This is a genomic window from Pseudodesulfovibrio tunisiensis (assembly GCF_022809775.1).
Lineage (GTDB): Bacteria > Desulfobacterota > Desulfovibrionia > Desulfovibrionales > Desulfovibrionaceae > Pseudodesulfovibrio > Pseudodesulfovibrio tunisiensis.
Map to the genome: position 1 here is coordinate 1,735,359 of NZ_CP094380.1, position 23,022 is coordinate 1,758,380.

The 23,022-nt window shown below is 61.1% G+C and carries 30 protein-coding genes; 11 read left to right on the forward strand and 19 right to left on the reverse strand.

Going from position 1 to position 23,022, the window contains the following annotated elements; genetic code table 11:
• The 11 genes from MPN23_RS08485 to MPN23_RS08535 form a co-directional block, all read right to left on the reverse strand.
• Positions 1–1,029: a glycosyltransferase family 9 protein gene (locus tag MPN23_RS08485; RefSeq protein WP_243547263.1), complete on the reverse strand. Its 1,029-nt coding sequence runs from the start codon at positions 1,027–1,029 to the stop codon at positions 1–3.
• Positions 1,030–1,280: 251 nt separating this feature from the next.
• The gene (locus tag MPN23_RS08490) at positions 1,281–1,646 is read right to left on the reverse strand and encodes a response regulator (RefSeq protein ID WP_243547264.1); all 366 of its coding nucleotides are present in this window, start codon (positions 1,644–1,646) and stop codon (positions 1,281–1,283) included.
• 17 nt (positions 1,647–1,663) lie between these two features.
• A complete protein-coding gene (locus MPN23_RS08495) occupies positions 1,664–1,918 on the reverse strand; it encodes an FmdB family zinc ribbon protein (RefSeq protein ID WP_243547265.1) in 255 nt (84 codons plus the stop codon).
• Positions 1,919–2,332 carry an iron-sulfur cluster assembly scaffold protein gene (locus MPN23_RS08500; protein ID WP_243547266.1) on the reverse strand — a complete coding sequence of 138 codons (414 nt, stop codon included), beginning with the start codon at positions 2,330–2,332 and terminating at the stop codon, positions 1,919–1,921. It lies immediately after the preceding gene.
• 21 nt (positions 2,333–2,353) lie between these two features.
• Positions 2,354–2,731 carry a NifB/NifX family molybdenum-iron cluster-binding protein gene (locus MPN23_RS08505; RefSeq protein ID WP_243547267.1) on the reverse strand — a complete coding sequence of 126 codons (378 nt, stop codon included), beginning with the start codon at positions 2,729–2,731 and terminating at the stop codon, positions 2,354–2,356.
• Between the two features lie 27 nt (positions 2,732–2,758).
• A complete protein-coding gene (locus MPN23_RS08510; RefSeq protein WP_243547268.1) occupies positions 2,759–3,652 on the reverse strand; it encodes an ATP-binding protein in 894 nt (297 codons plus the stop codon).
• The gene (locus MPN23_RS08515) at positions 3,645–4,502 is read right to left on the reverse strand and encodes a nucleotide-binding protein (protein ID WP_243547269.1); all 858 of its coding nucleotides are present in this window, start codon (positions 4,500–4,502) and stop codon (positions 3,645–3,647) included. Before MPN23_RS08515 ends, MPN23_RS08510 begins: the two co-directional genes overlap by 8 nt.
• Before the next feature lie 10 nt (positions 4,503–4,512).
• Complete coding sequence (locus MPN23_RS08520) at positions 4,513–5,226, reverse strand: DUF134 domain-containing protein (protein WP_243547270.1); 714 nt, start codon at positions 5,224–5,226, stop codon at positions 4,513–4,515.
• A 129-nt stretch (positions 5,227–5,355) separates the two neighbouring features.
• On the reverse strand, positions 5,356–5,784 hold the full coding sequence (locus tag MPN23_RS08525) for a hypothetical protein (protein WP_243547271.1): 429 nt from the start codon (positions 5,782–5,784) through the stop codon (positions 5,356–5,358).
• Positions 5,777–6,187, reverse strand: a complete 411-nt coding sequence (locus MPN23_RS08530) for a DUF134 domain-containing protein (RefSeq protein WP_243547272.1) — start codon at positions 6,185–6,187, stop codon at positions 5,777–5,779. The genes MPN23_RS08525 and MPN23_RS08530 overlap by 8 nt, the downstream gene beginning before the upstream one ends.
• A gap of 199 nt (positions 6,188–6,386) precedes the next feature.
• The gene (locus MPN23_RS08535; RefSeq protein ID WP_243547273.1) at positions 6,387–7,529 is read right to left on the reverse strand and encodes a glycosyltransferase family 2 protein; all 1,143 of its coding nucleotides are present in this window, start codon (positions 7,527–7,529) and stop codon (positions 6,387–6,389) included.
• Between the two features lie 68 nt (positions 7,530–7,597).
• On the opposite strand from MPN23_RS08535, the gene MPN23_RS08540 reads away from it, so the two are divergent.
• Positions 7,598–8,545 carry a glycosyltransferase gene (locus MPN23_RS08540; protein ID WP_243547274.1) on the forward strand — a complete coding sequence of 316 codons (948 nt, stop codon included), beginning with the start codon at positions 7,598–7,600 and terminating at the stop codon, positions 8,543–8,545.
• 2 nt (positions 8,546–8,547) lie between these two features.
• Here the strand turns inward: MPN23_RS08540 and MPN23_RS08545 are convergent, their stop codons facing one another.
• A complete protein-coding gene (locus MPN23_RS08545) occupies positions 8,548–9,357 on the reverse strand; it encodes an ion transporter (protein WP_243547275.1) in 810 nt (269 codons plus the stop codon).
• 167 nt (positions 9,358–9,524) lie between these two features.
• Here MPN23_RS08545 and MPN23_RS08550 point away from each other — a divergent pair, with 167 nt between their 5' ends.
• Positions 9,525–9,749 carry a DNA-binding protein gene (locus tag MPN23_RS08550; protein WP_341540108.1) on the forward strand — a complete coding sequence of 75 codons (225 nt, stop codon included), beginning with the start codon at positions 9,525–9,527 and terminating at the stop codon, positions 9,747–9,749.
• Positions 9,725–10,291 (forward strand): hypothetical protein, encoded by a 567-nt coding sequence (locus MPN23_RS08555; RefSeq protein ID WP_243547277.1) that lies wholly within the window; start codon positions 9,725–9,727, stop codon positions 10,289–10,291. Before MPN23_RS08550 ends, MPN23_RS08555 begins: the two co-directional genes overlap by 25 nt.
• Here the strand turns inward: MPN23_RS08555 and MPN23_RS08560 are convergent, their stop codons facing one another.
• Entirely contained in the window at positions 10,292–10,603 is a 312-nt protein-coding gene (locus tag MPN23_RS08560; protein ID WP_243547278.1) for a zinc ribbon domain-containing protein, read from the reverse strand. It abuts the gene before it with no gap.
• A gap of 191 nt (positions 10,604–10,794) precedes the next feature.
• On the opposite strand from MPN23_RS08560, the gene MPN23_RS08565 reads away from it, so the two are divergent.
• Positions 10,795–12,336, forward strand: a complete 1,542-nt coding sequence (locus MPN23_RS08565) for a hypothetical protein (protein WP_243547279.1) — start codon at positions 10,795–10,797, stop codon at positions 12,334–12,336.
• Positions 12,337–12,646: 310 nt separating this feature from the next.
• On the opposite strand, the gene purU is transcribed toward MPN23_RS08565, so the two are convergent.
• The gene (purU, locus tag MPN23_RS08570; RefSeq protein ID WP_243547280.1) at positions 12,647–13,528 is read right to left on the reverse strand and encodes a formyltetrahydrofolate deformylase; all 882 of its coding nucleotides are present in this window, start codon (positions 13,526–13,528) and stop codon (positions 12,647–12,649) included.
• Positions 13,529–13,717: 189 nt separating this feature from the next.
• Here purU and MPN23_RS08575 point away from each other — a divergent pair, with 189 nt between their 5' ends.
• Positions 13,718–14,338, forward strand: a complete 621-nt coding sequence (locus MPN23_RS08575) for a D-sedoheptulose 7-phosphate isomerase (RefSeq protein WP_243547281.1) — start codon at positions 13,718–13,720, stop codon at positions 14,336–14,338.
• A gap of 14 nt (positions 14,339–14,352) precedes the next feature.
• Positions 14,353–14,766: a response regulator gene (locus MPN23_RS08580; RefSeq protein ID WP_243547282.1), complete on the forward strand. Its 414-nt coding sequence runs from the start codon at positions 14,353–14,355 to the stop codon at positions 14,764–14,766.
• Positions 14,767–14,772: 6 nt separating this feature from the next.
• On the opposite strand, the gene MPN23_RS08585 is transcribed toward MPN23_RS08580, so the two are convergent.
• Entirely contained in the window at positions 14,773–15,879 is a 1,107-nt protein-coding gene (locus tag MPN23_RS08585) for a glycoside hydrolase family 3 protein (protein ID WP_243547283.1), read from the reverse strand.
• A gap of 81 nt (positions 15,880–15,960) precedes the next feature.
• Between MPN23_RS08585 and MPN23_RS08590 the strand changes: the two genes are divergently transcribed.
• From MPN23_RS08590 to MPN23_RS08600, 3 genes are all read left to right on the forward strand, one after another.
• Positions 15,961–16,962, forward strand: coding sequence for a rhomboid family intramembrane serine protease (locus MPN23_RS08590; RefSeq protein ID WP_243547284.1), 1,002 nt, complete (start codon positions 15,961–15,963; stop codon positions 16,960–16,962).
• Positions 16,963–17,052: 90 nt separating this feature from the next.
• Positions 17,053–17,853, forward strand: coding sequence for a metal ABC transporter ATP-binding protein (locus MPN23_RS08595; protein WP_243547285.1), 801 nt, complete (start codon positions 17,053–17,055; stop codon positions 17,851–17,853).
• Complete coding sequence (locus MPN23_RS08600; protein WP_243547286.1) at positions 17,854–18,663, forward strand: metal ABC transporter permease; 810 nt, start codon at positions 17,854–17,856, stop codon at positions 18,661–18,663. It abuts the gene before it with no gap.
• Positions 18,664–18,667: 4 nt separating this feature from the next.
• Here the strand turns inward: MPN23_RS08600 and MPN23_RS08605 are convergent, their stop codons facing one another.
• A complete protein-coding gene (locus MPN23_RS08605) occupies positions 18,668–19,093 on the reverse strand; it encodes a DUF3592 domain-containing protein (protein ID WP_243547287.1) in 426 nt (141 codons plus the stop codon).
• Positions 19,094–19,236: 143 nt separating this feature from the next.
• On the opposite strand from MPN23_RS08605, the gene MPN23_RS08610 reads away from it, so the two are divergent.
• The gene (locus MPN23_RS08610) at positions 19,237–19,617 is read left to right on the forward strand and encodes a hypothetical protein (RefSeq protein WP_243547288.1); all 381 of its coding nucleotides are present in this window, start codon (positions 19,237–19,239) and stop codon (positions 19,615–19,617) included.
• 75 nt (positions 19,618–19,692) lie between these two features.
• Here MPN23_RS08610 and MPN23_RS08615 read toward each other — a convergent pair whose 3' ends face one another.
• The 3 genes from MPN23_RS08615 to MPN23_RS08625 all read right to left on the reverse strand — a co-directional run bounded on the left by MPN23_RS08615 (position 19,693) and on the right by MPN23_RS08625 (position 21,585).
• Positions 19,693–20,124, reverse strand: coding sequence for a DUF2846 domain-containing protein (locus tag MPN23_RS08615; RefSeq protein WP_243547289.1), 432 nt, complete (start codon positions 20,122–20,124; stop codon positions 19,693–19,695).
• 135 nt (positions 20,125–20,259) lie between these two features.
• The gene (locus MPN23_RS08620) at positions 20,260–20,715 is read right to left on the reverse strand and encodes an META domain-containing protein (RefSeq protein WP_243547290.1); all 456 of its coding nucleotides are present in this window, start codon (positions 20,713–20,715) and stop codon (positions 20,260–20,262) included.
• Positions 20,716–20,853: 138 nt separating this feature from the next.
• The gene (locus MPN23_RS08625; RefSeq protein ID WP_243547291.1) at positions 20,854–21,585 is read right to left on the reverse strand and encodes an SIR2 family NAD-dependent protein deacylase; all 732 of its coding nucleotides are present in this window, start codon (positions 21,583–21,585) and stop codon (positions 20,854–20,856) included.
• 150 nt (positions 21,586–21,735) lie between these two features.
• On the opposite strand from MPN23_RS08625, the gene icd reads away from it, so the two are divergent.
• Positions 21,736–22,875 carry an NADP-dependent isocitrate dehydrogenase gene (gene icd / locus MPN23_RS08630; RefSeq protein WP_243547292.1) on the forward strand — a complete coding sequence of 380 codons (1,140 nt, stop codon included), beginning with the start codon at positions 21,736–21,738 and terminating at the stop codon, positions 22,873–22,875.
• The last annotated feature ends 147 nt before the right edge of the window (positions 22,876–23,022 follow it).

The window sequence follows — 23,022 nt, forward strand, 5'->3', positions numbered from 1 at the left end:
CTATTCGGACAGGGAAAGCAGCTTCAATGCGTCAGGCAGGACTTCTTCGGGAAGCAGCGAAACCAGACACTCGCGGGTAGCGCATTCGTTCCTGTTGCAGAACTGGCACTCAAGCCCCTTGTACGCGCTGATATGCTTTTCCGAGGGGAATCGCCATGCGGTTCCCGTGGCGCCCTGAATGGTCAGGGACGGCGTATCCACTGCCACGGCAAAATGTCGCGGAGACGAACAGTTGCCCAGTTGCATGGCCGCCTTTTCCTGAACCGCGGCCATTTCCCGCAGGGAGAGCATGCGTTCCGGCGCAACCGCGCCTTTTCCGACACGGGAAGCCACCTGCTCTGCCAGCTCCCGCTCGCCCGGGCCATACATGATGATGAAGGAGACGTCGGGCTTTTCTTCCCGAATCAATTGCATCAGACGGGCATAATGCTCGATCGGCCAACGGCGCGTTTCCCGGCGATGACTCGGGTCGACCGTGACATAGCGTTTGCCGTCCAGATGCAGCCCGGCGACAAACGACTCGGCCCATTCCCGTTCCTGTTCGGTAAGAAACAGTTCCGGCCGCTCCCCGTCCCACTGGATGCCCAGCGGCTTCAATACACTGGTTTTGCATTTCGCAGCGTAGCCATCATCCGGAACGCTCCAGTGCGTATAGAGATACCGATTGTACCACGGAGGCGCGAAACTCAGCTTCACCGGGGCCGAAGAGAACCGGACCACCCACTTGCACCGGGGAAGCTGCTGGAAATCCACAACAAGATCATAGTTGGCGCGGCCGACACGAGCATAGTAGAAAAGCGCCCTGATCGGATTGCCCAAAATATTCTTGTCGATCGGCCACACGTGGTCCACGTTCGGATTGTTCTCCAGAACAGGCAGGCACTTCTTCTCGGTCACGACATCGATTGCCGCATCCGGATAGCGGCGCTTGAGCAACGCAAGAGCCGGAGTGGACAGCAGCACGTCGCCGATCTGCCGGAGCTGGCAGACCAGTATGCGCCTTGGCACGAACGTCTTGAGATCAATCATGAACCAGTCACCACGTCATGGGTAGGGGAAACGGTCCGCACAATGCCGAACCATCGGACACGCCGCCGACATCGGGACGGATGCCCGTTTTCCCGGAAAAAGCAGGTCGATCATCGACCCGAGCAGCCAACGCCGGGGTCATACGTCAGAACCCGACAAACGGCAAGCCGCGCCCATGGGCCCATGTCGCATCGAAAAAAGGCCGGACACAGTGTCCGGCCCTTATTCCGAATCCATCGAAAAGGGAACGCCTAAAAGGTCACCCCTTCGAGAATTTCCGCGAGTTTTTCGCCGTCGGCGGCTCCGGGATTCACCGGAACCGGGGCGAGAATGCCCAGCCCTTCGCTGGCTTCATGGAAGTCGGCGTCGCTCAGGGAGCTGACAGTCGCGGTGTTGATCATGGCGTTGACCATGAGCAGCTCCGAGACCAGGGCGAACGGCTTGAAGTCGGGCAGATTTTCGTCCACGACAACCAGTGCCGGAGCGGCTTCCCGCACCTTTTCCAGCGTCTCCGCGCCCGAACCGGTCCGGACGAGGTCCGCTCCGGCCTTGGCGCACAGAGCCTCGGCAAACGTTTTCAACGCATCCATGCGAGTGGTGGCTATCACGATCTGCATGGTTTCCTCCTTGTGGATCAATCGAACTTCCTGCCGCAGCAGGAACCCGGACCGGCGCAGCCGGCATGCCCCGGAGTGGAGCCGCAACAGCCCGTATCGCCGGGGCCGGGCATGGACTGTCCGGCCCTGCCGGTCAGCGAACTCGTGGCGGACATGAGCTTTTCCGTGTTCGTGCCGCCGCACTCAGGGCACTCCGGCGCATCTGCCGCGCCAAGCTGGAGCGTTTCTCCCTGAAATCCGCAATCCTTGCAGTGAATCTCGTAGATGGGCATCTACTTCTCCTGAAGGGATTTCCCCTGCCGGGCATAATAGTCGATGATGGCCTCGCCGAGCGTATTCAGGGCCAGACGCGCGCAGTGGAGATGATCCTCGGGCAGGCCGCCCAGTTCCTCCACCACGTCCTGCGGTTCCAGACCGACTGCCTGATCAAGGGTCAACCCCCTGGCCAGAACGCTCACGGCTCCGGCGCAGACCGTGGTATAGACGCATCCCTGCGGCTGCACCATGACCTTGTCCAGCACATTGTCGCGAATCGCGACGTGCACGCCGATGGTGTCGCCGCACTGTCCGGTCAGGACAGCCCTGCCGTCGGGCGCGGCCATCTCGCCCACGTTTCGGGGATTGTGCATGTAGCTGAGAAAGCGATCCCCGACGCATTCCAGCTTATGGGACTCATCAACCGACATGGCCGGGCCTCCCCAGGACGACTAGTTTCCGCCGCCGCAGGTGAACTCGGCAGTGAACGGCTGAAGCTTGCCCTCGAGGAAAGCCTGCACCGCAGCACCGACAGTGGGAGCATCGGCGCCGTAGTAGACCTGCACGCCGACCTGATTGAAACCCATGAGCGGGCGCATGCCCATGCCACCGGCGATGAGCACGTTCACGCCATTGGAAGCGAGGTGGTTCACCGGGGCCATGCAACCGCCCTGCTGATGCGGAACATTGGGCAGGGTACCCACCTTCCTGATCTCGCCGTTCTCGGCTTCGATCACGGTGTACATGTCGCAATGGCCGAAATGGGCGCCCACCTGGGCATCAAGTCCGCCGGGGGCTCCGGACGGCACGGCAATAAGCACTTTTTCCATGAGAATCTCCTTGGGTGTTGATATTCGTTACTTGGATGCGGATGCACACTGCTCGGACAGTTCCTCGATCCTGGCCCATGCCGAACGCAGGGTGTCGGTGAACGGGGAATCCGGCATTTCGGTCACGACCTTGCGTTCGACCATGGCCTCCACCACGATGGAGTCATGGGGCAGCTTGGCCACGACCTCGTAATTCCGCTCCGAACAGTACGCCTCGATGCGCTCGGTCTGTTCGGGGTTCAGGTCGAACTTGTTGACCAGAACCGTGGGCCTGATGCGGAAGTGCTCGCACAGGTCGGCCACACGCTCCAGATCATGCTGGCCGGACAGGGTCGGTTCCGTGACGATCACGGCCAGATCCGTGCCGGACAGGGAACTGATCACCGGGCAGCCGATGCCGGGCGCGCCGTCGCAGAGCACGGTGCCCAGGCCCTTTTCCTTGGCCACTTCGCGCGCATGCTGCTTGAGCAGCGATACGAGGCGGCCGGAATTCTCCTCGCCCGGAAAAAGCCGGGCATGCACCATGGGGCCGAACCGGGTTTCCCCGATTCCCCAGGTACCGCAATGCTTTGCCGGGAACTTCACTGCCTGTGCCGGGCAGAACGTGACGCACACGTTGCACCCTTCGCAGCGCAGGGGGTCGACCTCGTACAGGCCGTCCCCGGTTTCCCGGACCGCGTCGAACCGGCACATCTCGGCACACGTGCCGCACCCGGTGCATAGGTCCGGGTCGATCACTGCCTCGTTGCCGGACACGAAGTCCTCTTTCTTATGGTCTTCGGGCGAAAGCAGGATATGCAGGTCCGGTGCATCCACGTCCAGGTCGCACAGTACCTTGTCCGTGGCCAGATGCGCGAACGCGCCGGTCAACGAAGTCTTTCCCGTTCCGCCCTTGCCGCTGATTACAAGAATCTCACGCATGGGCAGCCTCCCTCCGAATGGCGTCCCGCAAGGACTCGAATACGCGTTTCAGGTCGTCGCTCACCTCTGCGACAACCTGTCCCTTGGAATACCCTTCGGCCACAGCGCGATCAAAGGGGATTTCCGCAAGGATGGGCAGGCCCTTCTCCGCACAGAAGTCCTGTACGCTCCGGTCGCCGATTCCGGCCCGGTTCACCACCACGCCCATGGGCTTGCCAAGAGGCGTGAACGCTTCCCAGGCCAGCTTGAAGTCGTGGAAGCCGAACGGAGTGGGTTCGGTGACCAACACTATGAAATCACTGTCGATGACCGATGCGACGGCAGGACAGCTCACCCCCGGGGGCGAATCGATGATCGCGTCGCGCCCGGTTTCCCCGATCACCTGATCGAGGCGTTTCTTGACATGGCGCATGAGCGGCGGACTCATGGCCTCGCCGATGCGGAGTCGCCCCATGAGATAGGGTTTGTCTCCGGACTTCCCCTCTTCAAGGGTGCCCAGAGGCCGTGCGCCCGGGGTCAGTGCATCCTCCGGACAGATGGCCAGACAGCCGCCACACCCGTGACACATCTCCTCGAACACGAGCAGGGTCTCGGCCATCACGGTGATGGCCTTGAAGCTGCACAGGTCCGCGCATTTGCGGCAATGAGTGCATTTGGCATCGTCGGCCTTGGGAATCTCCATGTCCACAGTGGACACCTTGTCGATTTCCGGGCGCAGGAAAAGATGCAGATTCGGTTCTTCCACATCGAGATCCACGGCAGCCACGGGCTTGTCCCAGACAGAGACGAGCGAAGAGGTTACCGTGGTCTTGCCGGTGCCGCCTTTTCCGCTGGCAACGGAAATGATCATGATCCGCCCTCTACTTGTTGGGAGCGTCGGCGACCGTGACTTCGCCGGCCTTGAACTTTTCGACAGCCTCGGCAACAGTCATGCCATCGAGGTCCTGCCCCACCTTGATGCCCACGGCCTTGAGCGCATCGAACGCCTTGGGGCCGACGTAGCCGGTCAGCACGATCTGCGCACCGGACTGGGCCACGCGCTCGGCAGCCTGAATCCCGGCGCCCTGAGCCATGGTCTGGGACGCGCCGTTGTCCACGTATTCGAATTCCATGGTGTCCACGTCCACCACGACGAATCCCCCGGCGCGTCCGAAACGGGGATCGATCATGTCCTGCAGAGTGGGTCCTTCACTGGTCACGGCGACTTTGGTCATTGAAGACTCCTTTATTGGTCCGCGCGCTGGGCGCGGTTCTTCTGATTCGGATTCGGCCGACGACCGGCCTTCGATCTCATAGTTCCCGCCCTCGATGCGCAACGCCTGCCCCTTGACCAGGGCCTCGGCGGTTACCCGTCTGGCCTCGGCCAGAATCCGGCCGAAAGTATGACGGGACACGTTCATGCGCTCCGCGCCCTCTTCCATGGTCAGACCTTCGAAATCCGCCAACCGCAGGGCTTCCAGCCCCTCCACGGCAAGATAGATGTCGGTCAGATCCATGAGGGGAATCCCTCTGGGCTTGAAGTAGGTTGCCTTGGGTGCTTCCTCCACCCGGCGGCACTTGCGCGGTCTGGGCATTCAGAACTCCGTTGACGTTTTGCTCAAATGAGCAATTACGCCCGGGCACCCCGGCTGTCAACGGGTTTCACCTATGAAAATGCAACTCGTTTTCAACATGAAAACAGGGGTGCCCGGATGCTATCCCGACTACCTGTCAAAGCGGCAGGAACCATCACGGCGACGGCGCTGGATTCCGCCTCCGCCCTGCCCCATGCCACGGCCGGAACCCTGTCCCATGCCCTGATTGTCGACAGGAGCGACGTCAATGGCCGGAGCCTGACTTCCATAGCCGTATCCGGCCTGCATGGCCCGGCCACGGCCCATGCCCTGACCATTGCCCATTCCGGCTCCCATGCCACGGCCCATGCCCTGACCATTGCCCATTCCGGCTCCCATGCCACGGCCCATGCCGTTTCCACCGCGCCCACGGCATCCCATGCCGCGTCCGCGTCCCTGACCATTGCCCATGCCCTGGCCATTGCCCATGCCCTGACCATTGCCGCGACCCTGGCCGCGTCCACGCCCCTGTCCGGAGCCGGAACCAAAACCGAACCAGTTTCCAAAACGATTAGGCATTGTTGCCTCCCTTGTTGCGATTACCGCCACCCCGTCCCATGCCCCGGCCACACGGACCGCGACCATGCCGACGGCAGGCGAGCGTTTCCATTTCCGGGTCATCCCCGGGCCGGTGAACCACATGGTCCCCGGTCTCGATGCGAATGGCCCACCCTTCACTCAGGGCCTTTGCCACGGTGCGCCGGGCATCCGCCAGAATCCGGCACAATGTCGGCCGAGACACGTCCATGCGTTCCGCAGCCTCTTCCTGACTCAGCCCTTCCCCGTCCACCAGCCGAAACGCCTCCAGCCCGTCCACGGGCAGGACAACGCCGCGCAGTCCGGCAGCGGGTATTCCATGGGGCTTGAACAAATCCGCCCCGGGCATCCGCCCTATGATCCGACATTTCTTGCGTCGACCCATCCTTCACCTCTGTTTTGAAATTATGTTCAAAATAATCCCGTCATGCCGCACTGTCAACAGCTCCAGCGTTTTTTTTGAGCATAATTTCATAATATTTTCATTAAACTGTTTTAATCCGGCATGTTGAGTTGTCCACAAAATACAGCCGGGCAACCATGGGCTGCCCGGCTGTCACAAACGTCAATTCCAAGAAAAACAACTAGATCGGCATATCGAACGATGCTGTCGCATACGAGGAAAAATCGTATTCCGTTTCCCTGTCCTCCTGCACAAGCAGGCCCAGACCGTCGCTGTCGAGCCATTCCATGAGGCCACCGTCCCGCAGCATGGGGGCGAACAGAAAGAAATCCTCCCATGGCCCGAGCGGTCCGGCAGGTTCCAGCGGCACGGCATGCCCGAGTTCGGCCAGATCATCCCGGAATCTTGCGCCAATGGCGGGAAAGCCCCGGAACAGCTCGGCCAGCCCGGCCTTGAAGCCCTGCTCCGATGTCCGAGGCATGAGGCCGCGCCCTTCCGCATATCCGATCAGGTCCAGCACGGTATGGGCCAGATAGAGCAACTCCAGATACAGGAACAGGGGTTCCCGTGCCGTGATGGCATCCTCGAACCGATCCAGCATGGGCTTGGCCGTGGCTTCGAACAGATAGGGAATCGCCCGATCCCCGGGAAGCATCTGTTCCTTGACCGTGCGATGACACCACTTCCAGACCCGCTTGCACATGGTGGTGCGGGAAATGCGGCGAAGCTGCCATGCCCGGGCGCGGGCATCGGAGAACAGGGTCAGCCCGGCATCCGCAATGCGATTGCTCAGCACGTGATCCTGACAATTGGTTTCCAGATACTCGCCGAATCCGCCCACATTGATCCATGTTTCGCGCCGGAGCAGAAATGCGTTGCCCGGGATGAAATCCACGGGACCCACCTCATGCAGGTTGTGATTGTCCCCGAACTTCGCCAGATACCGGGACACGAGATCGTCGCCGGAACGGTATTCCAGCGCTCCGCCCACCAATCCGATTTCCGGATCGCCCAGATACTTGAGATTCAGCTCCAGCCAATCCGGCGCAACGCGGGTGTCGCAGTCCATGGAAAAAATCACGTCCCCGGACGCGGCGCTCAGGCCCGTACGCTTGGCAAAGGTGATGCCCCGGTTCGGCGAGATGCGGATCACGGTCAGATTGTCCGGGGCATCCTCCATGAAAAATGCCTGCCCGGAGCCGTCGTCCACCACCACGTACTCATCGGGTCGAACCGTCCACTCCCGGGTTCGGCGCAACAGATCCGCAGCATACTGCGCATCATTGCAAGTGTAGGTGCAAAAGGAAATCTTCGGTTTCTTCATGATGAACGCCCCATGTTTTCGCGCCGATCCCCTTTGACTGGCGCGGACAATGACTATATGCAAAATCCATGTCCAAAAAGATAGCCCTGCTCGTTCAGGGAGGAAACGGCAAATTTCTGTCCCCGGTGCGCGACTGGTTTTCCCGCGATTGCGAGGTGCGCGAATTCGCCTCCCCGGACACCGAGACCCTGCGGGAGGCCCTGGCCTGGGCCGACCTGACGTGGATCGAATGGGTGCAGGACCTCGCAGCCGAAGCCAGCCGCATGAAACGGCGCGGAAAGCTCGTGGCAAGGCTGCACAGCTTCGAGGCGTACACGCCCGGTCCGACCCGTGTGCTGTGGCAAAACGTTGACGCATTGTGCGTGGTGGCCCCGCATGTCACGGAAATTCTCAAGATTCGGATGCCGGACCTTGAATCCCGCACTCGCGTGGTCGTGCTGCCCAACGGGGTGGACATGAAACGCTTCACCCTGAAAAGGGATTTCGCGCGCACCGGGAAAATCGCATTCGCGGGCCAGCTTCGCCACACCAAGAACCTGCCCCTTGTGCTGCAATGCTTTGCCTCGGCAGCCGACTCCACCCCGGACCTGACCCTGCACATTGCCGGGGAATACGCGGGCGAACCACTGGAACGCATGGAGCTGGCCGTGTATCTGAATCACATGATTCATGTGCTGGGGTTGAACGACCGGGTCCATTTCCACGGACAGGTCGCGGACATGAACGCATGGCTGGAAGACAAGGACGCCCTGATCTCGTGCAGCATGCGCGAAAGTTTCGGGTACAACATCGCCGAGGCCATGGCCAAGGGCATCTTCCCGGCCATTCACCACTTTCCGGGCGCAGGCGGGATATTTCCCGCGGAATGCATCTTCAACACGGTACGGGAATGCCGGAGCCTGCTTCTGGGCGACCGCCCGATCCCGCGCAGCCTGCGCGCCTATGCCCTGTCCCGTTTCCCGCTGGAACGCCAGCAGCAGGCGCTGGCCGAGCTCGTCCACGACCTGATCGGCTGACCCTATTCCTCGTCCGGGTCCGGAGCATCGGAATGCCGCTTGCCGCAATGGGGACAGATCAGGTCCCGCAAACGCGAAGTCTGGCCGTATTCCACGAATCCCGCGCTGAGGATGCCTGCGGGGATGGCGAACATGCCGATGCCGAGCATGGCGATGACAGCAGCCAGCAGCCGCCCCATCAGGGTCAGGGGATAGGCATCCCCGTATCCCACGGTGGTCAGGGTGATCACGGCCCACCACATGGCGTGGGGAATGCTCGCAAACGCGGCGGGCTGCACCGTGTGCTCGCAATAATACATGAGGCTGGACGCGATCACGAGCAGAATGGCGAGCATGAACCAGGCCACGGCAAGCTGTTCCTTTTTCATGCGTACCACCTGAAAGAATATACGGATGGCATCGGAATACCGCCCCAGCTTGAGCACCCGGGCCAGACGCATGAGCCGAAGCGCACGCAGGAATATCAGGTCCGCAGGCAGGAGCAGGGGCAGATAGAACGGCAGAATGGCCAGAAGGTCCACAAGCATCAGCGGAGACAGCATGTGCCGAAGCCGCCCCTTCAGGCCGCAGTCCGAACAGACCCAGACCCGGGCCGCGTATTCCAGGGTGAATGTCATCACGCAAAACAGTTCGAACATCCGGAACCAGTGGCGACGGGAAGCCGAAATGTCCTCCACGGTTTCCAGAATCACCGCGCCCACGCTGGCCAGGATCAGGCAGATCAGGAAAAGCCGGACACGCCGGGCAGCAGGAGCACGCCCCTCCGGGTCCTCCAGAAGCAGATATACCTTGTGCTTGATCGACGAAAGCATACGCTCTTCCTTTTTTTCACGCATACCATATAATGAAGAAAAGGGCCCGGGTGTCAAACACGGTTTTCCCTTGCCAAAGCCCCACCCTTTTGCAAAAACGCGCGGGCCGGTGTATGAAAATTCCGCTGACCGGCCTCAACTTATCCGGAAAACTGCCGATGAAATTCATGGACTACATACGGAAGGAAGGGTACCGCCGCTTTCACGGAGCGGTGGATGCCTCGGTGTACGAATACTTTCAATGCAAGGACTCCACCAAGGCCGTCTGGTACTACAAGAAAGGCAGCTACCAGTGCTGCGGCTGCAGGGAGCAATGCGAAACCGACAGCCAGGAAGGGTTCCAGCTCTTCCTCGGCATGGACCTGCCATGCGACACGTCACACGATTCCTGATCGCCCTGCTTCTCGCCCTGGTCATTCCGGCCGGAGCTTCTGCCACGGATTTCGAGGACATGGACATCTGTCTGGGCAGGCAGCTTCTGGCGCGCATGCTCTGCAAGGACCCCATCGAAGTCAGCTACGTGGCCCAGATTCGTCAGGACCTCTACCTGTTCAGCGTGTTCTATGCCAACCGCGAGGCGCGATTCTTCGTGGGCGTGGGCGGCAAGTACATCCGCGTGCAGGGCAAGGAATTTCAGAAGATGACCCGCACCATCCCCTACCATTTCGACGCCACGGCCAAATGCGCGGTGGTGGACTATTCCTCGCCGGACTGTCCCACGAACGAACGCATCGTGTGCTGTTCGCAGAAGACCGTGGAGGAGCAGCTCGACGACAAGTTCTGGAACCGGCCCATACCGGAACTGCTTGAAGAGGATTTGCGCCGCGCCCTCCAGGACACGGACACCACGAAGCAGGAAGACAAGGAAAAGGCCAACCAGCAGCGGCCGCCGAGTCAGAACCCGGAACAGACGCCGGACCAGCAGGCCCAATAATCAGATTTTCCTGAGCCAAAGCAGCAGGGCCACCACGGCCACGGCCGGATACAGCGGCCACAGTCTGCCCGTGTACAGACAGGCCCCGAGCGCGGCCAGCACCACGGCCACATAGCCCCAGGCCTCGACCATGCGCCACAGTTCGCTGCGCGCGGCGTCGGACATGGAGCCTGACGAGAACCGTTCCAAAGGACGCGTCCCGCCGGATTCCTGCGGCGCTCCGAAGCGCCCGGACTGCAATTTGCGGCCGCACCCCTCGCAACATCTGGCGTCATCGGGATTCTTCCTGCCGCATCCGGTACATGTGATCATGCCGGATGTATTGCCCGTGGAACTGCCCCGGGTCAAGCGCAAGCCCCTTTAGAAAGCCCCCCCGCCGCGTCGCCCCGGCGCCCGGCCACTCCAATAAACGCGGATGAGAATTATTTTGCAAAAAAGCCGGAGTTGGCTTAGTTTTTTCACGTTCACATACTGATGCACACAGACTTGAAACACCCGAAACAATGAATCAGATCGCACCCAAAAAACTCGGCAGAGACGAGCGTCTCGACGCCTACCAGAAAAAACTTCGCACACTCAAGGACCGCTCTGCGCTCCGCGAGGTCGTGGAACGCGAACTGCTGCTCGAGTTCATCAACATCAATCACGGCAACATCAGCGAATATCCGATGCTCGAAGCCCAGCAGAAAACAGTGGTCGAACTGCTGTGCGGCCGGGCCGGGCATGCCGGGTACGAATACATCCACAAGCATGTCGGCAGATTCATCGTCCTGCTTGCCCATTACGAAAAAGCGGTCAAGACCGGGGACGAGGCCGCCACGGCCGACCACCAGGCCAACCTGCTCAATACCGAAGGCCTGCTCATCAAGTGCGTTCAGGGCATTGTCTATGCCATGGCCCTGATCACGGACAATTTCGAGGAAATGGTACTCCGCCATTTCGGACAGGGGGCGCTCAAGGAATATAGCGCCCTGATCGAAAAGCACGAACTGGACCACCGCTTCTGGACCGGACTTGTGGAACAGTTCATTGCCAAACGCGTGGACGAAGCCCATGCCGAAATTCTGGCCAACGCCAAGTTCGACATTTCCAAGGAAAAGAATTTCCTGGTCATCCGTTTCCTGTTCGACGACATTCTGGCCAAGCTCAACCCCACCAGCCAGAAGATCGACAAGACCCGCATCCAGAAGGGCTACGTGCACAGCCGCACCGATGAACAGGGCAAGGCCATGGCCAAGCTGACGCACGGACTGCTCGCAAAGAACTTTTCCAGCCTTGGCGAAACCGGCGAAGTCTCGAACAAGGAAATTCTTCAGGCCAGCCGCATTGCCTGCATCGACACCGCCACGCAGGAATTCTTCACCCGCTATCAGGAAAAGGTCGCTCTGGCCAAGACACCGGACACGGACAAACGCGACACGGAACAGAAGAAGCAGGATCAGATGCAGTTCAAGTTCCTGCTGGATCAGGTCGTGGCCACCGGAACCGGCGCATCCATTGCCATCGGCATGACCAGTGACCACTTCTTCCGCGCGCTCGGCGATTTCGTGCCCGATCAGATCGAGGCCATGCGTGCCCTTGCCAAGGATTTCAGCATCCCGACACTGGAAAAAATCCTCTTCTTCCTGCTTGAGAACCACTACATGCACATGCTTCGGGAAATCGGCCGCGACGAAGGCGGAAAGGTGCAGGTGCGCAGCGGACGGGCGCGACGCGTGCCCGAAGCGGCTGTGGACGAGCTGCCGCACATGAGCAAGATTCGCAAGAAACAGCTCTGGGCCAAGGACCCCACCCGGGAAGGCATGCTGCTCTTCAAGCCCAAGACCGCCAAGCAGCTCGCGTCCAGCATGGACATGCTCAGTCTGGAACCGGAACTTGTGGAAAGAATCCGCTCCTTCTGGACCAAATGCCTGTACCGCGTGGACATCATGGTGCTCGTCAACCTCGAACTCGTGGCGCGAACCTCAACCAATCTCAAGAACAGGCTCGCCGAAATCCTGCGGAAATACGGCGTGGCACCCGCCGCGTCCGAAGAGGAAATCTAGCGGCCTTCGGCGACCCTCCCCGGGGGCCGGGCGCTGCCCGGACCCGCCAAGGAGCAAGGCCCCTTGGATCCCCATCTGTTTCCGAAACAGGAAGAGGCCGGCTGCAAGCCCTGACGGGACAAGCAGCAGGCCTCTTCCTGTTCCGGAAACGGGCAGTCTCAAGAAAACACTTCCATCCTTTGCCAGTTCCCCCTGAATTCCGTTTTTTTTCGCAGGGAAATCCTCGCTCTTCAGCGACCAGCTACGCCGTCAGACAGCCTTTCGGGCAGAACGGGCCGAATCGAAGTTTCCCTGGTCGCCAAAGGCATTCCTACCGACGAAAAACAATGGTCTTGTTGCCGTCCACGATGACGCGATCCTGAACGTGCCACTGCACGGCGCGAGCAAGGACATGGCGTTCGATGTCCGCGCCGAGGCGTTTGAGGTCCTCGACCGTATGGCTGTGGGTGACACGGTTCACGTCCTGTTCGATGATCGGTCCCTGATCAAGGTCCTCGGTCACGTAATGGGCAGTCGCACCGATGAGCTTCACGCCGCGCTCATGGGCACGGCGATAGGGATCGGCCCCGATGAACGCGGGCAGAAAGGAGTGGTGGATGTTGATGATCCGATTGGGATAGCGGGTCACGAAATCCCCGGTCAGGATTTGCATGTACCGGGCGAGCACCACCACATCGGCCTGTCCGTCGAGGTGGGCGAGGATGGCGTCCTCGGCAGCGACCTTTTCGCGCAGGGAACGTCCCACCGGGACATGGTGAAACGGCACGCCGAAGAATTCCACGGACTTGCGCAGATCCGGGTGGTTGCTGATGACCATGGTGATGTCGGCTTCAAGGGAACCGGTGCGCCAGCGCCAGAGGAGTTCCATGAGCGCGTGGTCCACCTTGGAGACCAGAATGGCGACCTTCTTCTTGCGCCAGACCGGATTCATGGTCCAGTCCATGTCAAAATTCCCGGCCACATCGGCCTGAAACTGTTCGCGCAGGTCCTCCAGCCCGTCCATGTCCATGCCCGGGAGGTAGAATTCGTTGCGCATGAAGAAATGTCCGCCCTCGGGGTCGGTGGAGTGCTGGTCCGAGTGAATGATGTTCACCCCGTGGGAATGCAGAAAACCGCTGACAGCGGCAACAATGCCGGGCCGATCCGGGCAGGTGATGAGCAGCCTGACCGTACTTTTCGTGGAATCGCTCATATGTCTTTCCTGAATGTTGTCCGTAAAATGTGCGCGCAACGCGATGCGCAGCCATTGGCAGTAGCGCAATTCGCCACGAAACTGAAGAGAAGAATTCGTCCTGCCGCTGTCTGGACAATTGCAGGGGCCGGGGATTTGCTGTAATGTCCGGCACTGCGCAAAGCGCAATACTTCAAAGGAATGCTCTACATGTCTGAATCCGCCCTGAAAAAAGTCCTGGACCATGCGGAAAGCGGCCTTGTCGCCCGCAAGGAATTCTTTGATACGAAATCCGAACAGATCGTGGACATTGCCCGCACCATGGCCGTGTGCCTGGCCGAGGGCGGCAAGGTCATGTTCTGCGGCAATGGTGGCAGCGCAGCGGACAGCCAGCATCTGGCCGCGGAATTCGTGAACCGCTTCAAGATGGAACGCCCGGCCCTTCCCGGCCTGGCCCTGACCACGGATTCCTCCATTCTCACGGCCATAGGCAACGACTATTCCTTTGACGAAGTGTTCGAAAAGCAGGTCATGGGGCTGGGCCGCCCCGGGGACATTCTGGTCGGCCTGTCCACGTCCGGTACCAGCGTGAACGTGATCCGCGCCATGCGCGAGGCAAGGCGCAAGGGCATCATCACCGTGGGCCTGAGCGGTCGCAACGCCGGGGAAATGGGCCCCGTGGCCGACCATGTGCTCACCGTGCCATCCGGGGATACCCCGATCATTCAGGAAGTCCATATCGCGGCCGGACACATGCTCTGCCATCTTGTGGACCACTTCCTGTTCGAAGCCGTGGCCGAGCTCACCCCCTATCTGTCCCAGGGCGACTGATCCGAGGAAACTCCATGCGCACCCTCATCGTCGAAGACACGCTCATCAATCAGGAATTCCTCAGGATGATCATGGAGCCGTGGGGAACGTGCGTGGTGTCCGAAACCGGAGAGGATGCGCTCCGACAGGTACGCGCGGCTCTGGAGGCGCATTCGCCCTTCAAGCTGATCTTCATGGACATCATGCTGCCGGGCATGGACGGACTTCAGACACTGGAATCCATCCGCGCCCTGGAACGCGAAACCGGCGTATCTCAGGAAGACGAAGCCCGGGTCATCGTGACCACGGCTCTGGACGATGACATGGCCGCGACCCGTGCCTATTTTCAGGGACAGGCCGTGTCCTACATCACCAAACCCATCCGTCAGGAAAAGATCGAAGAGGAACTCCGGCGGCTGGCGCTCATCCACCCCGCGGAAACAGCGTAGCCCCCGTCAGGGTCGATCGAGACGCGCCTTGAGACACAGGATGCGCATGCAGGATTCGGCCAGCCGCTTTCGCGTCAGTTCCCCGGCCTCCACAGCCCTGACCAGCGCCCCGTGCACCCGGGCCGCCACATCCGGATCGTAGCGCAGATTGTTTCCCAGAAGCAGCATGTCCGCCCCGGCCTGCACGGCCATGACTGCGGCCCGTTCCAGTCCGTAGCGATCGGCCACGGCCCGCATGTCCAGATCATCCGTGATCACCACCCCGGAAAATCCCAGTTCCTTTCGCAGCAGTCCGCCGAGGACATCCGGAGACAGGGTTGCTGGACGCTCCGGGTCGAGATTCGCATTGAACACATGCGCGGTCATGACCGCATCGGCCAAACCGGCTTCGACAGCCTGACGAAAGGGAACGAGTTCGGAACGCGTCCATGTGTGGGTCACATCCACCACGCCGAGATGCGTATCCCCGACCGCACTGCCGTGCCCGGGAAAATGCTTGACGCAAGCCAGCACCCCGGCGGAATGCAGCCCTTCGATGAATGCCATTCCGTGGGCTGCCACGATTTCCGGCTCCGAGGAAAAGCTGCGGTCCAACGCCCCGATGGCAGCTCCGTCCGGGGCCACGGCCACGTCCAGACACGGTGCGAAATCCATGTTGAATCCGCAGTTTCGTAGCTGCTGTCCGGCCTTGGCCCCGGCAAGCATGGTCACGGCCAACGTCCCGGCCCCCAACGATCTTGCCGACGGAGTTTCCGCGAACCCGTTTTCCGCCTTGAGCCGCTGCACCCTGCCGCCTTCCTGATCCACGCCCACGAGCAGCGGCGTTCTTGCATATCCCTGAAGTCGGGCAATGAGCCGCCGAACCTGATCCGGGCTCTGAATGTTCCGCACCGGGCTTTTCAGGGCCACATCGCGATCGAACAGGATCACCCCGCCAAGATGCCGCTCCCGGATGTCCCGGACAACAGGCGACGTCTCATCCACGTCCAGCCCGCGGAATCCGGCCATGATCATCTGCCCGGCCATGTACTCCACGGAAAGGTTTTCCGCACAGGCCGAACCGGGCGCAAGCAGCACGAGACAGAACAGGACGACGAACAGCAATCGGGACATGGGCACTCCTTTTTGGGACAGCTTCTGAATAGATGGTCGCGCCCCGGGACGCAACCCCACCGCTTCCCTCTAGGCGGAATCATGTTTTTCTCATACAATCGAATGATGCGCAGGGTATTTCTCACTCCACGCCTTCGAACCAGACACATCCATGCATGGGAGAATCTGGCCGGACATATTCCGGGCCATGAAGATGCACCTCTGGATCGAAAGACCGCCCGACTATGGGAACTGGTGCTCTCGGCCCGGCGCGTGCCGCATCGGGTCCGGCGCATCCCCGGGGGATGGGAAGTGGGAGTCCGCCCCTTTGCTCTGGACAGAGCAGTTTCCGAACTTACCTTGTTCCTTGCGGAAAACAGGGAAACCATTCCCGGTTTCCCGCCCGTGTCCGGCAAGACCGCTCCGGCAGGCCCCTCGATCTGGGCCATCTTTCTGCTCGTAGCCTTTTACGCGGCCTGCAATCGCGTGTATCCTGGCATGAGCGCGCTCCCGGTCCATTGGCTGGAGCTGGGCAGCGCCAACGCAGCGGCCGTACTGGACGGCGAATGGTGGCGGCTGGCAACCGGCCTGACCCTGCATGGGGATGCAGCCCACATCATGGGCAACGCGGTCATCGGCGGGGTGTTCGCCTGGCTGGCATGCGCCCGGCTCGGCTCCGGTCTGGCATGGCTGCTGATCATGGTCTGCGGCATTGCCGGGAACCTGCTCAATGCTCTGGCGCTCGGCCCGCCCCATGATTCCATCGGATTTTCCACGGCCGTGTTCGGCGCAGCCGGACTGCTGGGCGGGACCATGCCGTTCGCAGCGAACCACCCCGAACGCATGAGCCTGCAAAAGACGATCAGGTCCGCGTTCGTGCCCGTGGCTGCGTCCCTCGGCCTGCTTGCCCTGCTCGGGGCGGGCGAGGATACGGACCTCGGCGCCCATTTCTTCGGATTCGGTGCCGGACTGTTTCTGGGGCTGGCCGCCGGAGCTGCCACGGCCCGATTCGGCCGACCGGGGCAGCGTGCGGACCGCATCCTGTATGCGCTGGCCCTGTTCCTGCCCATTGCGGCATGGAGCGCGGCATGGCTCGCTGCATGAGCCACTGCATCCGCAACGAGGCGATTGACATGCACCGGGGTTTCTGTTTGTTTCCTCGCCGTTGCAACAACAGGGAAGAATGGTGACACCATGTCCGATACAATCATAGCAATGCGGGATGTATGCTTTGCGTACAACGGTCCCCGCGTTCTGGACAACGTGACCCTCACCGTGAGGCGGGGCGATTTCATGGCCATGCTCGGCCCGAACGGGGGCGGCAAGTCCACGCTTCTGAAACTCATGCTCGGCCTGATCCGCCCGGATTCCGGTTCGGTGCGCATCCTTGACCGTGCTCCGGGAGACGCAGGCGGCAGCATCGGCTACCTGCCCCAGCACACGCATGTTTCCAAGGCATTCCCCATTTCCGTGATGGACGCGGTCCGGCTGGGCATGATCCGGCCCGGACTGGGCGGCATCATGGGATTGGGCAGTCCGAAGCGGGATTCGGGCAAGGCACGGGAAGCCCTGGAACGCGTGGGACTGGCCGGATTTGAAACACGGCGTCTGGCCGACCTGTCCGGTGGCCAGCAGCAGCGCGTGTTCATTGCCCGGGCTCTGGTTTCCCGCCCCGAGCTGCTCCTGCTGGACGAACCCACGGCCAGCGTGGACCCGGCCAGCCGCAACGAATTGTTCACCCTGCTCGGAGAGCTCAACAACGACATGACCATCGTCATGGTCAGTCACGACATTTCCGCGCTTGCCACCTGCGTCAAATCCGTGGCCTGCGTGAATCGCAGCGTGCATTTCCACGAACGGCCGGAAATAACCGGAGACATGTTCCGCATGGCCTACGGCGCACGGGACGGCCTGAGCTGCCCCGTGGAACTCATCGCCCACGGCACGGTGCCCCACCGGGTATTGGAAGAACACGATCGGGAAGAGGCGGAATAAATGGATATCCTTCAACACGGCTTCATGCAGAACGCCCTGATCGCCGGTCTTCTCGCCAGCGTGATCTGCGGGGTGATCGGTTCACTGGTGGTGGTCAACCGCATATCCTTCATTTCGGGCGGCATTGCGCACGCCTCGTACGGCGGAGTCGGATTGGCCTTTTTTCTGGGGCTGCCCGTACTGCCCGTCACCGAGGCGTTCACCGTGGGCGCGGCCCTGATCATGGCGCTCGTCACCCTGCACGCCCGGGAACGATCCGACACCGTGATCGGCGTGCTCTGGGCCGCAGGCATGGCGCTGGGCATCATTCTTCTGGATTTCACCCCGGGCTACAACGTGGACCTGATGAGCTACCTGTTCGGCAGCATACTCGCCGTGCCGCACGAGGACCTGTGGCACATGGCCGCGCTATCCGTGTCCGTGCTCGCCGTGGTGGCCGTGTTCTATCGGGGATTCCTGATCATGAGCTTCGACGAGGAATTCGCACGCGCCCGTGGCGTGCCCGTGGACTTCCTGTACGTGGCGCTCATCGTGATGATCGCCCTGTCCGTGGTCATGGTCATTCAGGTGGTGGGCCTGATACTGGTCATCGCCCTGCTCACGATTCCGCCGTTCATTGCGGAGCGCCGCACCGGAACGCTGGGAGTCATGATGGCGGTTTCCTGCGTGTTGAACGCGCTCTTCACCGTGACCGGGCTTTGGCTCTCGTTCCAACTGGACATCACATCCGGCGCGGCCATCATTGCCGTGGCCTCGGTCGGCTTCTTCCTTTCCCTGCTCCTGCCCGGAAAGCAGCGCGCCGCAGCCTGACGAATCAGTCCAGCATGTCCCGCAGCCAGACCTGAAACACGGGTTCGACCTGCCCCCGGATGCGGGACAATCCCGGCTGGGATTTGGCAAAGTAGACCACAACACGCGATCCGGGCCGAAGATCGGCCCAGCGTTCCCGGGGCATGGGGGCAACAGCACGCCGCGCAAACCCGTCCCGGTCCACATAGGCATATTCCACGCCATAGCGGGACAGGGAATCCTCGCCCGCTCCCAGCGTACGCACGGCAGTGACCAACCCCACGGTTTTCACCTCGCCATACAGCCGAAACCGCTCCTCGCGAAAAATGTCGTAGGGAATCAGGGCCAGTCCCCAGAGAAACGCGGCAATGAACAGGACGCCGAAGGTCCGGCGAACCGCGTTGTGCATGGGAGAGCGTTTTTTTCGCGCGTGCAGCAGAGGTCTGACCATACCCGCTCCTTACACGCAAGCTCGCATTTATGCAACACACCGGAAATGCGGACGAATATGATTTTTCCGCTCTTTCTTGCTTTCAGGGGGCGACAGCGTACAATGCCTTCCCGTCAAAAAGGAGTCTTTGTCAGGTGAGAACCATGTCCGGCAACGTCAGCGATCTGGAACAATGCATACGCCGCATGGCCGCACGCGTGCGGCAGGTGGATGCAGGAAAAACCGCCATGAGCTTCGGCGAGAATCCCTCCCCGGAAGTCCGGCCTCAGGGCTGGTGGGTGGTGGCGATTGGCGCGGAGCTGGACGCGAACTCCTTCGAGCAGCGCGAACAGGCCCGCGAGTCCCTGCGCACTCGCGTGGAGGCCGCAGGCGTGATGATTTCCGAATACGTCTGGGTCTGGGACGAATACGGTCAGGCCCAGCTCGTGATCAGCACCCTGCCCACCCGGGAGCGTGCCGAACGCCTTGCCGCGCGCCTGCGCACCAAGGGGCTGGACGTCCGCGTGCTGCGCGAACGGTTCTGATCCCCGCTGCCATGAAAACCGAAAGCCCCCGCTCCTTTCCGGAACAGGGGCTTTTTCATTTCATCAACACCGATTCTACTCGGATACATACAGTCCTGTGGCCGAGGCTTCCCGCCTTCCGGTCGCCTCGTCCATCAGCATCATGTCGAACCCGCCGAACGGAACGGGATCGGCCTTGATGTAATAGCTCTTCCCGGCCTTCAGATCCCTGACCGTGATGCTGCCGTATTCATTGAAGGGAATGACGTTCTTCCTGAGGATCACGGTCGCATCCCCGGGGTCGACCAGCGCGTACCGATACCCGCCTCTGGTCAGGTAGCCGATGTCCGCGCCATTCAGGTCCACGTCCATGGTTTCCGCGCTGTTCACGAAACTGTCCGGCCGATACACGTACACAACGGCCTTGTCCTGCTGTTCCTCGATGTCCTGAAACGCCATCCGTTTGTCCACGCATCCCATCAGCAGCATCAGAATGCAGACCGCAGCCAATACGATCCCTTTCTTCATACAACCCTCCTTGATCTCGCACCATAGGAGGGCGGTCTGCCTTGAGCAATTATTTGCTGAAAGGGACATGACGGAAAAAGTCCGCCGCATTGACTGCGACGGACCGGAATTGCTCTGCGAAACGGGGAAACGCGGCTACCAGAGCCAGGACGAATTCTCGCCCTCCACGGCAAACCGCATGGGCTCATGATGATCATCGGAAATCAGTTGCAACTCGCCTTCCTCGACATGAATCCTGTCGGCCTGCGACAGGGCGTTCAGAAAAAAATACTCCTGCTCGTCCAGGGACGGGCCGCAGGACTTCTTGGTGGACATGAGCGGACCAAAGACGAGAGCTTCGCCGTCAATGGAATACGTGCCGCCGAAATTGTTGCAGCCGGCACTGCCCGAGACCTTGCCGTCCTCGTCGAACAGGATGAAGATTCCGGTGTCTTCCAGCGGCTCGCGGCCATAGGCATCCACGAGCATCCACTTCTTTCCGGTAACGAGCTTGAGCAGGGTGTCCTGATCCATGGGCGCGGGCTCGTGCGAGGCGCACCCGGCCAGAACCAGCAACAGGGCACACAGGGAATATGCGGCAAAACGCTTCATGACGATGTCTCCTTGCTGAGATTGGTTGAACGGATTCAAACAGCCGAATCCGTGTAGCAGGTCGTGAAAGTTGTTGGCAAGGCGGCAGGAACCGCACTTCGGACAACAACGCTTCCTTTTTTTGTCAAAAGAAACGGATCAGGCGCACAGGGCGCCGGTCAACCGGGGCAGAATGGTCCCGGCCTTGCCGTGCAGGGCAAAATCCACCAACCCGGAATTGGGCGTTGGTTCCAGATTGATCTCCACGGTCACGGCCCCCTGCTCCCGGGCGAGCTGGGCAAACGAGGCCGCAGGCTGGACCATGGCCGAAGTGCCCACGCTCAGAAACACGTCGGCCTCGGCAATGGCGCGAATGGCCTGATTGAGCACGCCCGGCGGCAATGCCTCTCCGAACCAGACCACTCCGGGCCGGAGCAGGGCCCCGCAGGCCGGACAGGTCGGCACCCCGGACAGCATGGTCCTGTCCTCGTTTCGCCAGGAACACATCGTGCACTGCAATTCCCACAGGGAACCGTGCATCTCCAGCAGATTGCGCGATCCGGCCAGGGAATGCAGGCCGTCCACGTTCTGGGTGATGAGCAGAAACTCGGGCACCACGCACTCCAGATCGGCCAATGCCAGATGCGCGTCATTGGGTTCACTGTTCGCCACCAGTTCCCGCCGCCAGTTGTAGAATTCCCACACCAGCTCCGGGTCCTCGGCAAACGCATCGGGCCGGGCAAGCTCCTCGGCCCGGAACTGCCGCCACAAACCGTCCGCCTCCCGAAAGGTGGGAATGCCGCTCTCGGCGGACACGCCCGATCCTGTCAGCACCACGACGCGCTCGGCGCCATCCAGCAGAGCCTTGACCATTTCCAAATTTGCCAACATTTTTTATTCCGTCATCAAAACAGGTTACAGAGCTCTATAGGACTTCGCACACCGAAAACTTGCAAGCCGATGCATTCAGGGATAGTATGCACTTCCGTTTTTGTAAAAAAATGTGCACCACGTCATCCGCCACCGGCAAGGAGGTCTCCATTGGCTGAAAAAACGATATTCTTCATCGAAGGCGACGGCATCGGCCCCGAGGTATGGAAAGCGGCCCGGCCCGTTCTGAACGCGGCCGTGGAAAAGGCCTACAAGGGCGAACACAGACTCGTCTGGAACGAGCTGCTCGCCGGAGAAAGGGCGTTCCGCGAAACCGGAAAACATCTGCCCGACGAAACCATGGACGCGCTGGCCAAGGCCGAACTCGCCATGAAGGGCCCGCTCCAGACCCCGGTGGGCAAGGGCTTTCGCAGCCTGAACGTCACCATGCGTCAAGTATTCGATTTATACGCATGCATCCGCCCCATCAAGTATTTTCAGGGAATCGAATCTCCGGTCAAGCGGCCCGATCTGGTGGACATGACCGTATTCCGGGAGAATACCGAGGACGTGTACGCGGGCATCGAATTCCAGTCCGGCACGCCCGAGGCCGCCAGACTCATCGAATTTCTGGCCGACGAACTGGGCGCGAACGTGGATGCGAGCGCAGGCGTGGGCATCAAGCCCATCACCCCTGCCGGGTCGAAGCGGCTGGTGCGCAGGGCGCTGGATTTCGCCATCGAACAGGGCAAGCCCTCGGTGACGCTGGTGCACAAGGGCAACATCATGAAATACACCGAAGGCGGCTTCCGGGCCTGGGGCTATGAACTGGCCGAACAGGAATACGCCGGAAAGGTGGTACGCGAGGGCGAGGAAGGTCCTGTCGTGCTCAAGGACCGCATTGCGGACGCCATGTTTCAGGAAGCCCTGATCCGGCCGGAACAGTATTCCGTGCTCGCCACCACCAACCTGAACGGCGACTACATCTCCGACGCACTGGCCGCGCAGGTCGGTGGTCTGGGGCTGGCCCCGGGCGTGAACATGGGCGACAGGCTCGCGTTCTTCGAGGCCACCCACGGCACCGCGCCCACCATTGCGGGCAAGGATCTGGCCAACCCCGGTTCCCTGCTCCTGTCCGGCGCCATGATGCTGGAACACATCGGCTGGAACGAGGCTGCCAGCCTGATCCACGCCGCCGTGGAAAAGGCCATCTCCGGCAAGAAGGTCACCGTGGACCTCGCCTGCCAGATTCAGGGCGCGACTCAGGTGGGCTGCGCCGAATTCGGCGACATCCTGCTGGCCAACCTGTAGCCGCACGTCCAACAATGAAAACGGAAGGCCGCCTGTTCAACGGGCGGCCTTTTTTGCATTCCGGCTGGGGAACGCCCCAGCCGCGCCGCCAAGGAAGAATGGGATCGACGCGCAGGCACACTGCGCGAGAGTCTGTCCATCCTGCAG

Excerpts from the sequence above, each read along its gene's own strand:
- MPN23_RS08600 (WP_243547286.1), top strand. The coding sequence starts at position 17,854 with ATGGATATCCTTCAACACGGCTTCATGCAGAACGCCCTGATCGCCGGT.
- MPN23_RS08530 (WP_243547272.1), bottom strand. The coding sequence starts at position 6,187 with ATGGGTCGACGCAAGAAATGTCGGATCATAGGGCGGATGCCCGGGGCG.
- MPN23_RS08595 (WP_243547285.1), top strand. The coding sequence starts at position 17,053 with ATGTCCGATACAATCATAGCAATGCGGGATGTATGCTTTGCGTACAAC.
- MPN23_RS08555 (WP_243547277.1), top strand. The coding sequence starts at position 9,725 with ATGCGACACGTCACACGATTCCTGATCGCCCTGCTTCTCGCCCTGGTC.
- MPN23_RS08585 (WP_243547283.1), bottom strand. The coding sequence starts at position 15,879 with ATGTCCCGATTGCTGTTCGTCGTCCTGTTCTGTCTCGTGCTGCTTGCG.
- MPN23_RS08515 (WP_243547269.1), bottom strand. The coding sequence starts at position 4,502 with ATGATCATTTCCGTTGCCAGCGGAAAAGGCGGCACCGGCAAGACCACG.
- MPN23_RS08575 (WP_243547281.1), top strand. The coding sequence starts at position 13,718 with ATGTCTGAATCCGCCCTGAAAAAAGTCCTGGACCATGCGGAAAGCGGC.
- MPN23_RS08505 (WP_243547267.1), bottom strand. The coding sequence starts at position 2,731 with ATGGAAAAAGTGCTTATTGCCGTGCCGTCCGGAGCCCCCGGCGGACTT.
- MPN23_RS08615 (WP_243547289.1), bottom strand. The coding sequence starts at position 20,124 with ATGAAGAAAGGGATCGTATTGGCTGCGGTCTGCATTCTGATGCTGCTG.
- MPN23_RS08590 (WP_243547284.1), top strand. The coding sequence starts at position 15,961 with ATGTTTTTCTCATACAATCGAATGATGCGCAGGGTATTTCTCACTCCA.
- MPN23_RS08495 (WP_243547265.1), bottom strand. The coding sequence starts at position 1,918 with ATGCCCATCTACGAGATTCACTGCAAGGATTGCGGATTTCAGGGAGAA.
- MPN23_RS08605 (WP_243547287.1), bottom strand. The coding sequence starts at position 19,093 with ATGGTCAGACCTCTGCTGCACGCGCGAAAAAAACGCTCTCCCATGCAC.
- MPN23_RS08510 (WP_243547268.1), bottom strand. The coding sequence starts at position 3,652 with ATGCGTGAGATTCTTGTAATCAGCGGCAAGGGCGGAACGGGAAAGACT.
- MPN23_RS08490 (WP_243547264.1), bottom strand. The coding sequence starts at position 1,646 with ATGCAGATCGTGATAGCCACCACTCGCATGGATGCGTTGAAAACGTTT.
- MPN23_RS08580 (WP_243547282.1), top strand. The coding sequence starts at position 14,353 with ATGCGCACCCTCATCGTCGAAGACACGCTCATCAATCAGGAATTCCTC.
- MPN23_RS08500 (WP_243547266.1), bottom strand. The coding sequence starts at position 2,332 with ATGTCGGTTGATGAGTCCCATAAGCTGGAATGCGTCGGGGATCGCTTT.
- MPN23_RS08610 (WP_243547288.1), top strand. The coding sequence starts at position 19,237 with ATGTCCGGCAACGTCAGCGATCTGGAACAATGCATACGCCGCATGGCC.
- MPN23_RS08520 (WP_243547270.1), bottom strand. The coding sequence starts at position 5,226 with ATGCCCAGACCGCGCAAGTGCCGCCGGGTGGAGGAAGCACCCAAGGCA.
- MPN23_RS08545 (WP_243547275.1), bottom strand. The coding sequence starts at position 9,357 with ATGCTTTCGTCGATCAAGCACAAGGTATATCTGCTTCTGGAGGACCCG.
- MPN23_RS08525 (WP_243547271.1), bottom strand. The coding sequence starts at position 5,784 with ATGCCTAATCGTTTTGGAAACTGGTTCGGTTTTGGTTCCGGCTCCGGA.
- MPN23_RS08550 (WP_341540108.1), top strand. The coding sequence starts at position 9,525 with ATGGACTACATACGGAAGGAAGGGTACCGCCGCTTTCACGGAGCGGTG.
- MPN23_RS08560 (WP_243547278.1), bottom strand. The coding sequence starts at position 10,603 with ATGATCACATGTACCGGATGCGGCAGGAAGAATCCCGATGACGCCAGA.
- MPN23_RS08535 (WP_243547273.1), bottom strand. The coding sequence starts at position 7,529 with ATGAAGAAACCGAAGATTTCCTTTTGCACCTACACTTGCAATGATGCG.
- MPN23_RS08565 (WP_243547279.1), top strand. The coding sequence starts at position 10,795 with ATGAATCAGATCGCACCCAAAAAACTCGGCAGAGACGAGCGTCTCGAC.
- MPN23_RS08485 (WP_243547263.1), bottom strand. The coding sequence starts at position 1,029 with ATGATTGATCTCAAGACGTTCGTGCCAAGGCGCATACTGGTCTGCCAG.
- MPN23_RS08625 (WP_243547291.1), bottom strand. The coding sequence starts at position 21,585 with ATGTTGGCAAATTTGGAAATGGTCAAGGCTCTGCTGGATGGCGCCGAG.
- purU (WP_243547280.1), bottom strand. The coding sequence starts at position 13,528 with ATGAGCGATTCCACGAAAAGTACGGTCAGGCTGCTCATCACCTGCCCG.
- MPN23_RS08540 (WP_243547274.1), top strand. The coding sequence starts at position 7,598 with ATGTCCAAAAAGATAGCCCTGCTCGTTCAGGGAGGAAACGGCAAATTT.
- MPN23_RS08620 (WP_243547290.1), bottom strand. The coding sequence starts at position 20,715 with ATGAAGCGTTTTGCCGCATATTCCCTGTGTGCCCTGTTGCTGGTTCTG.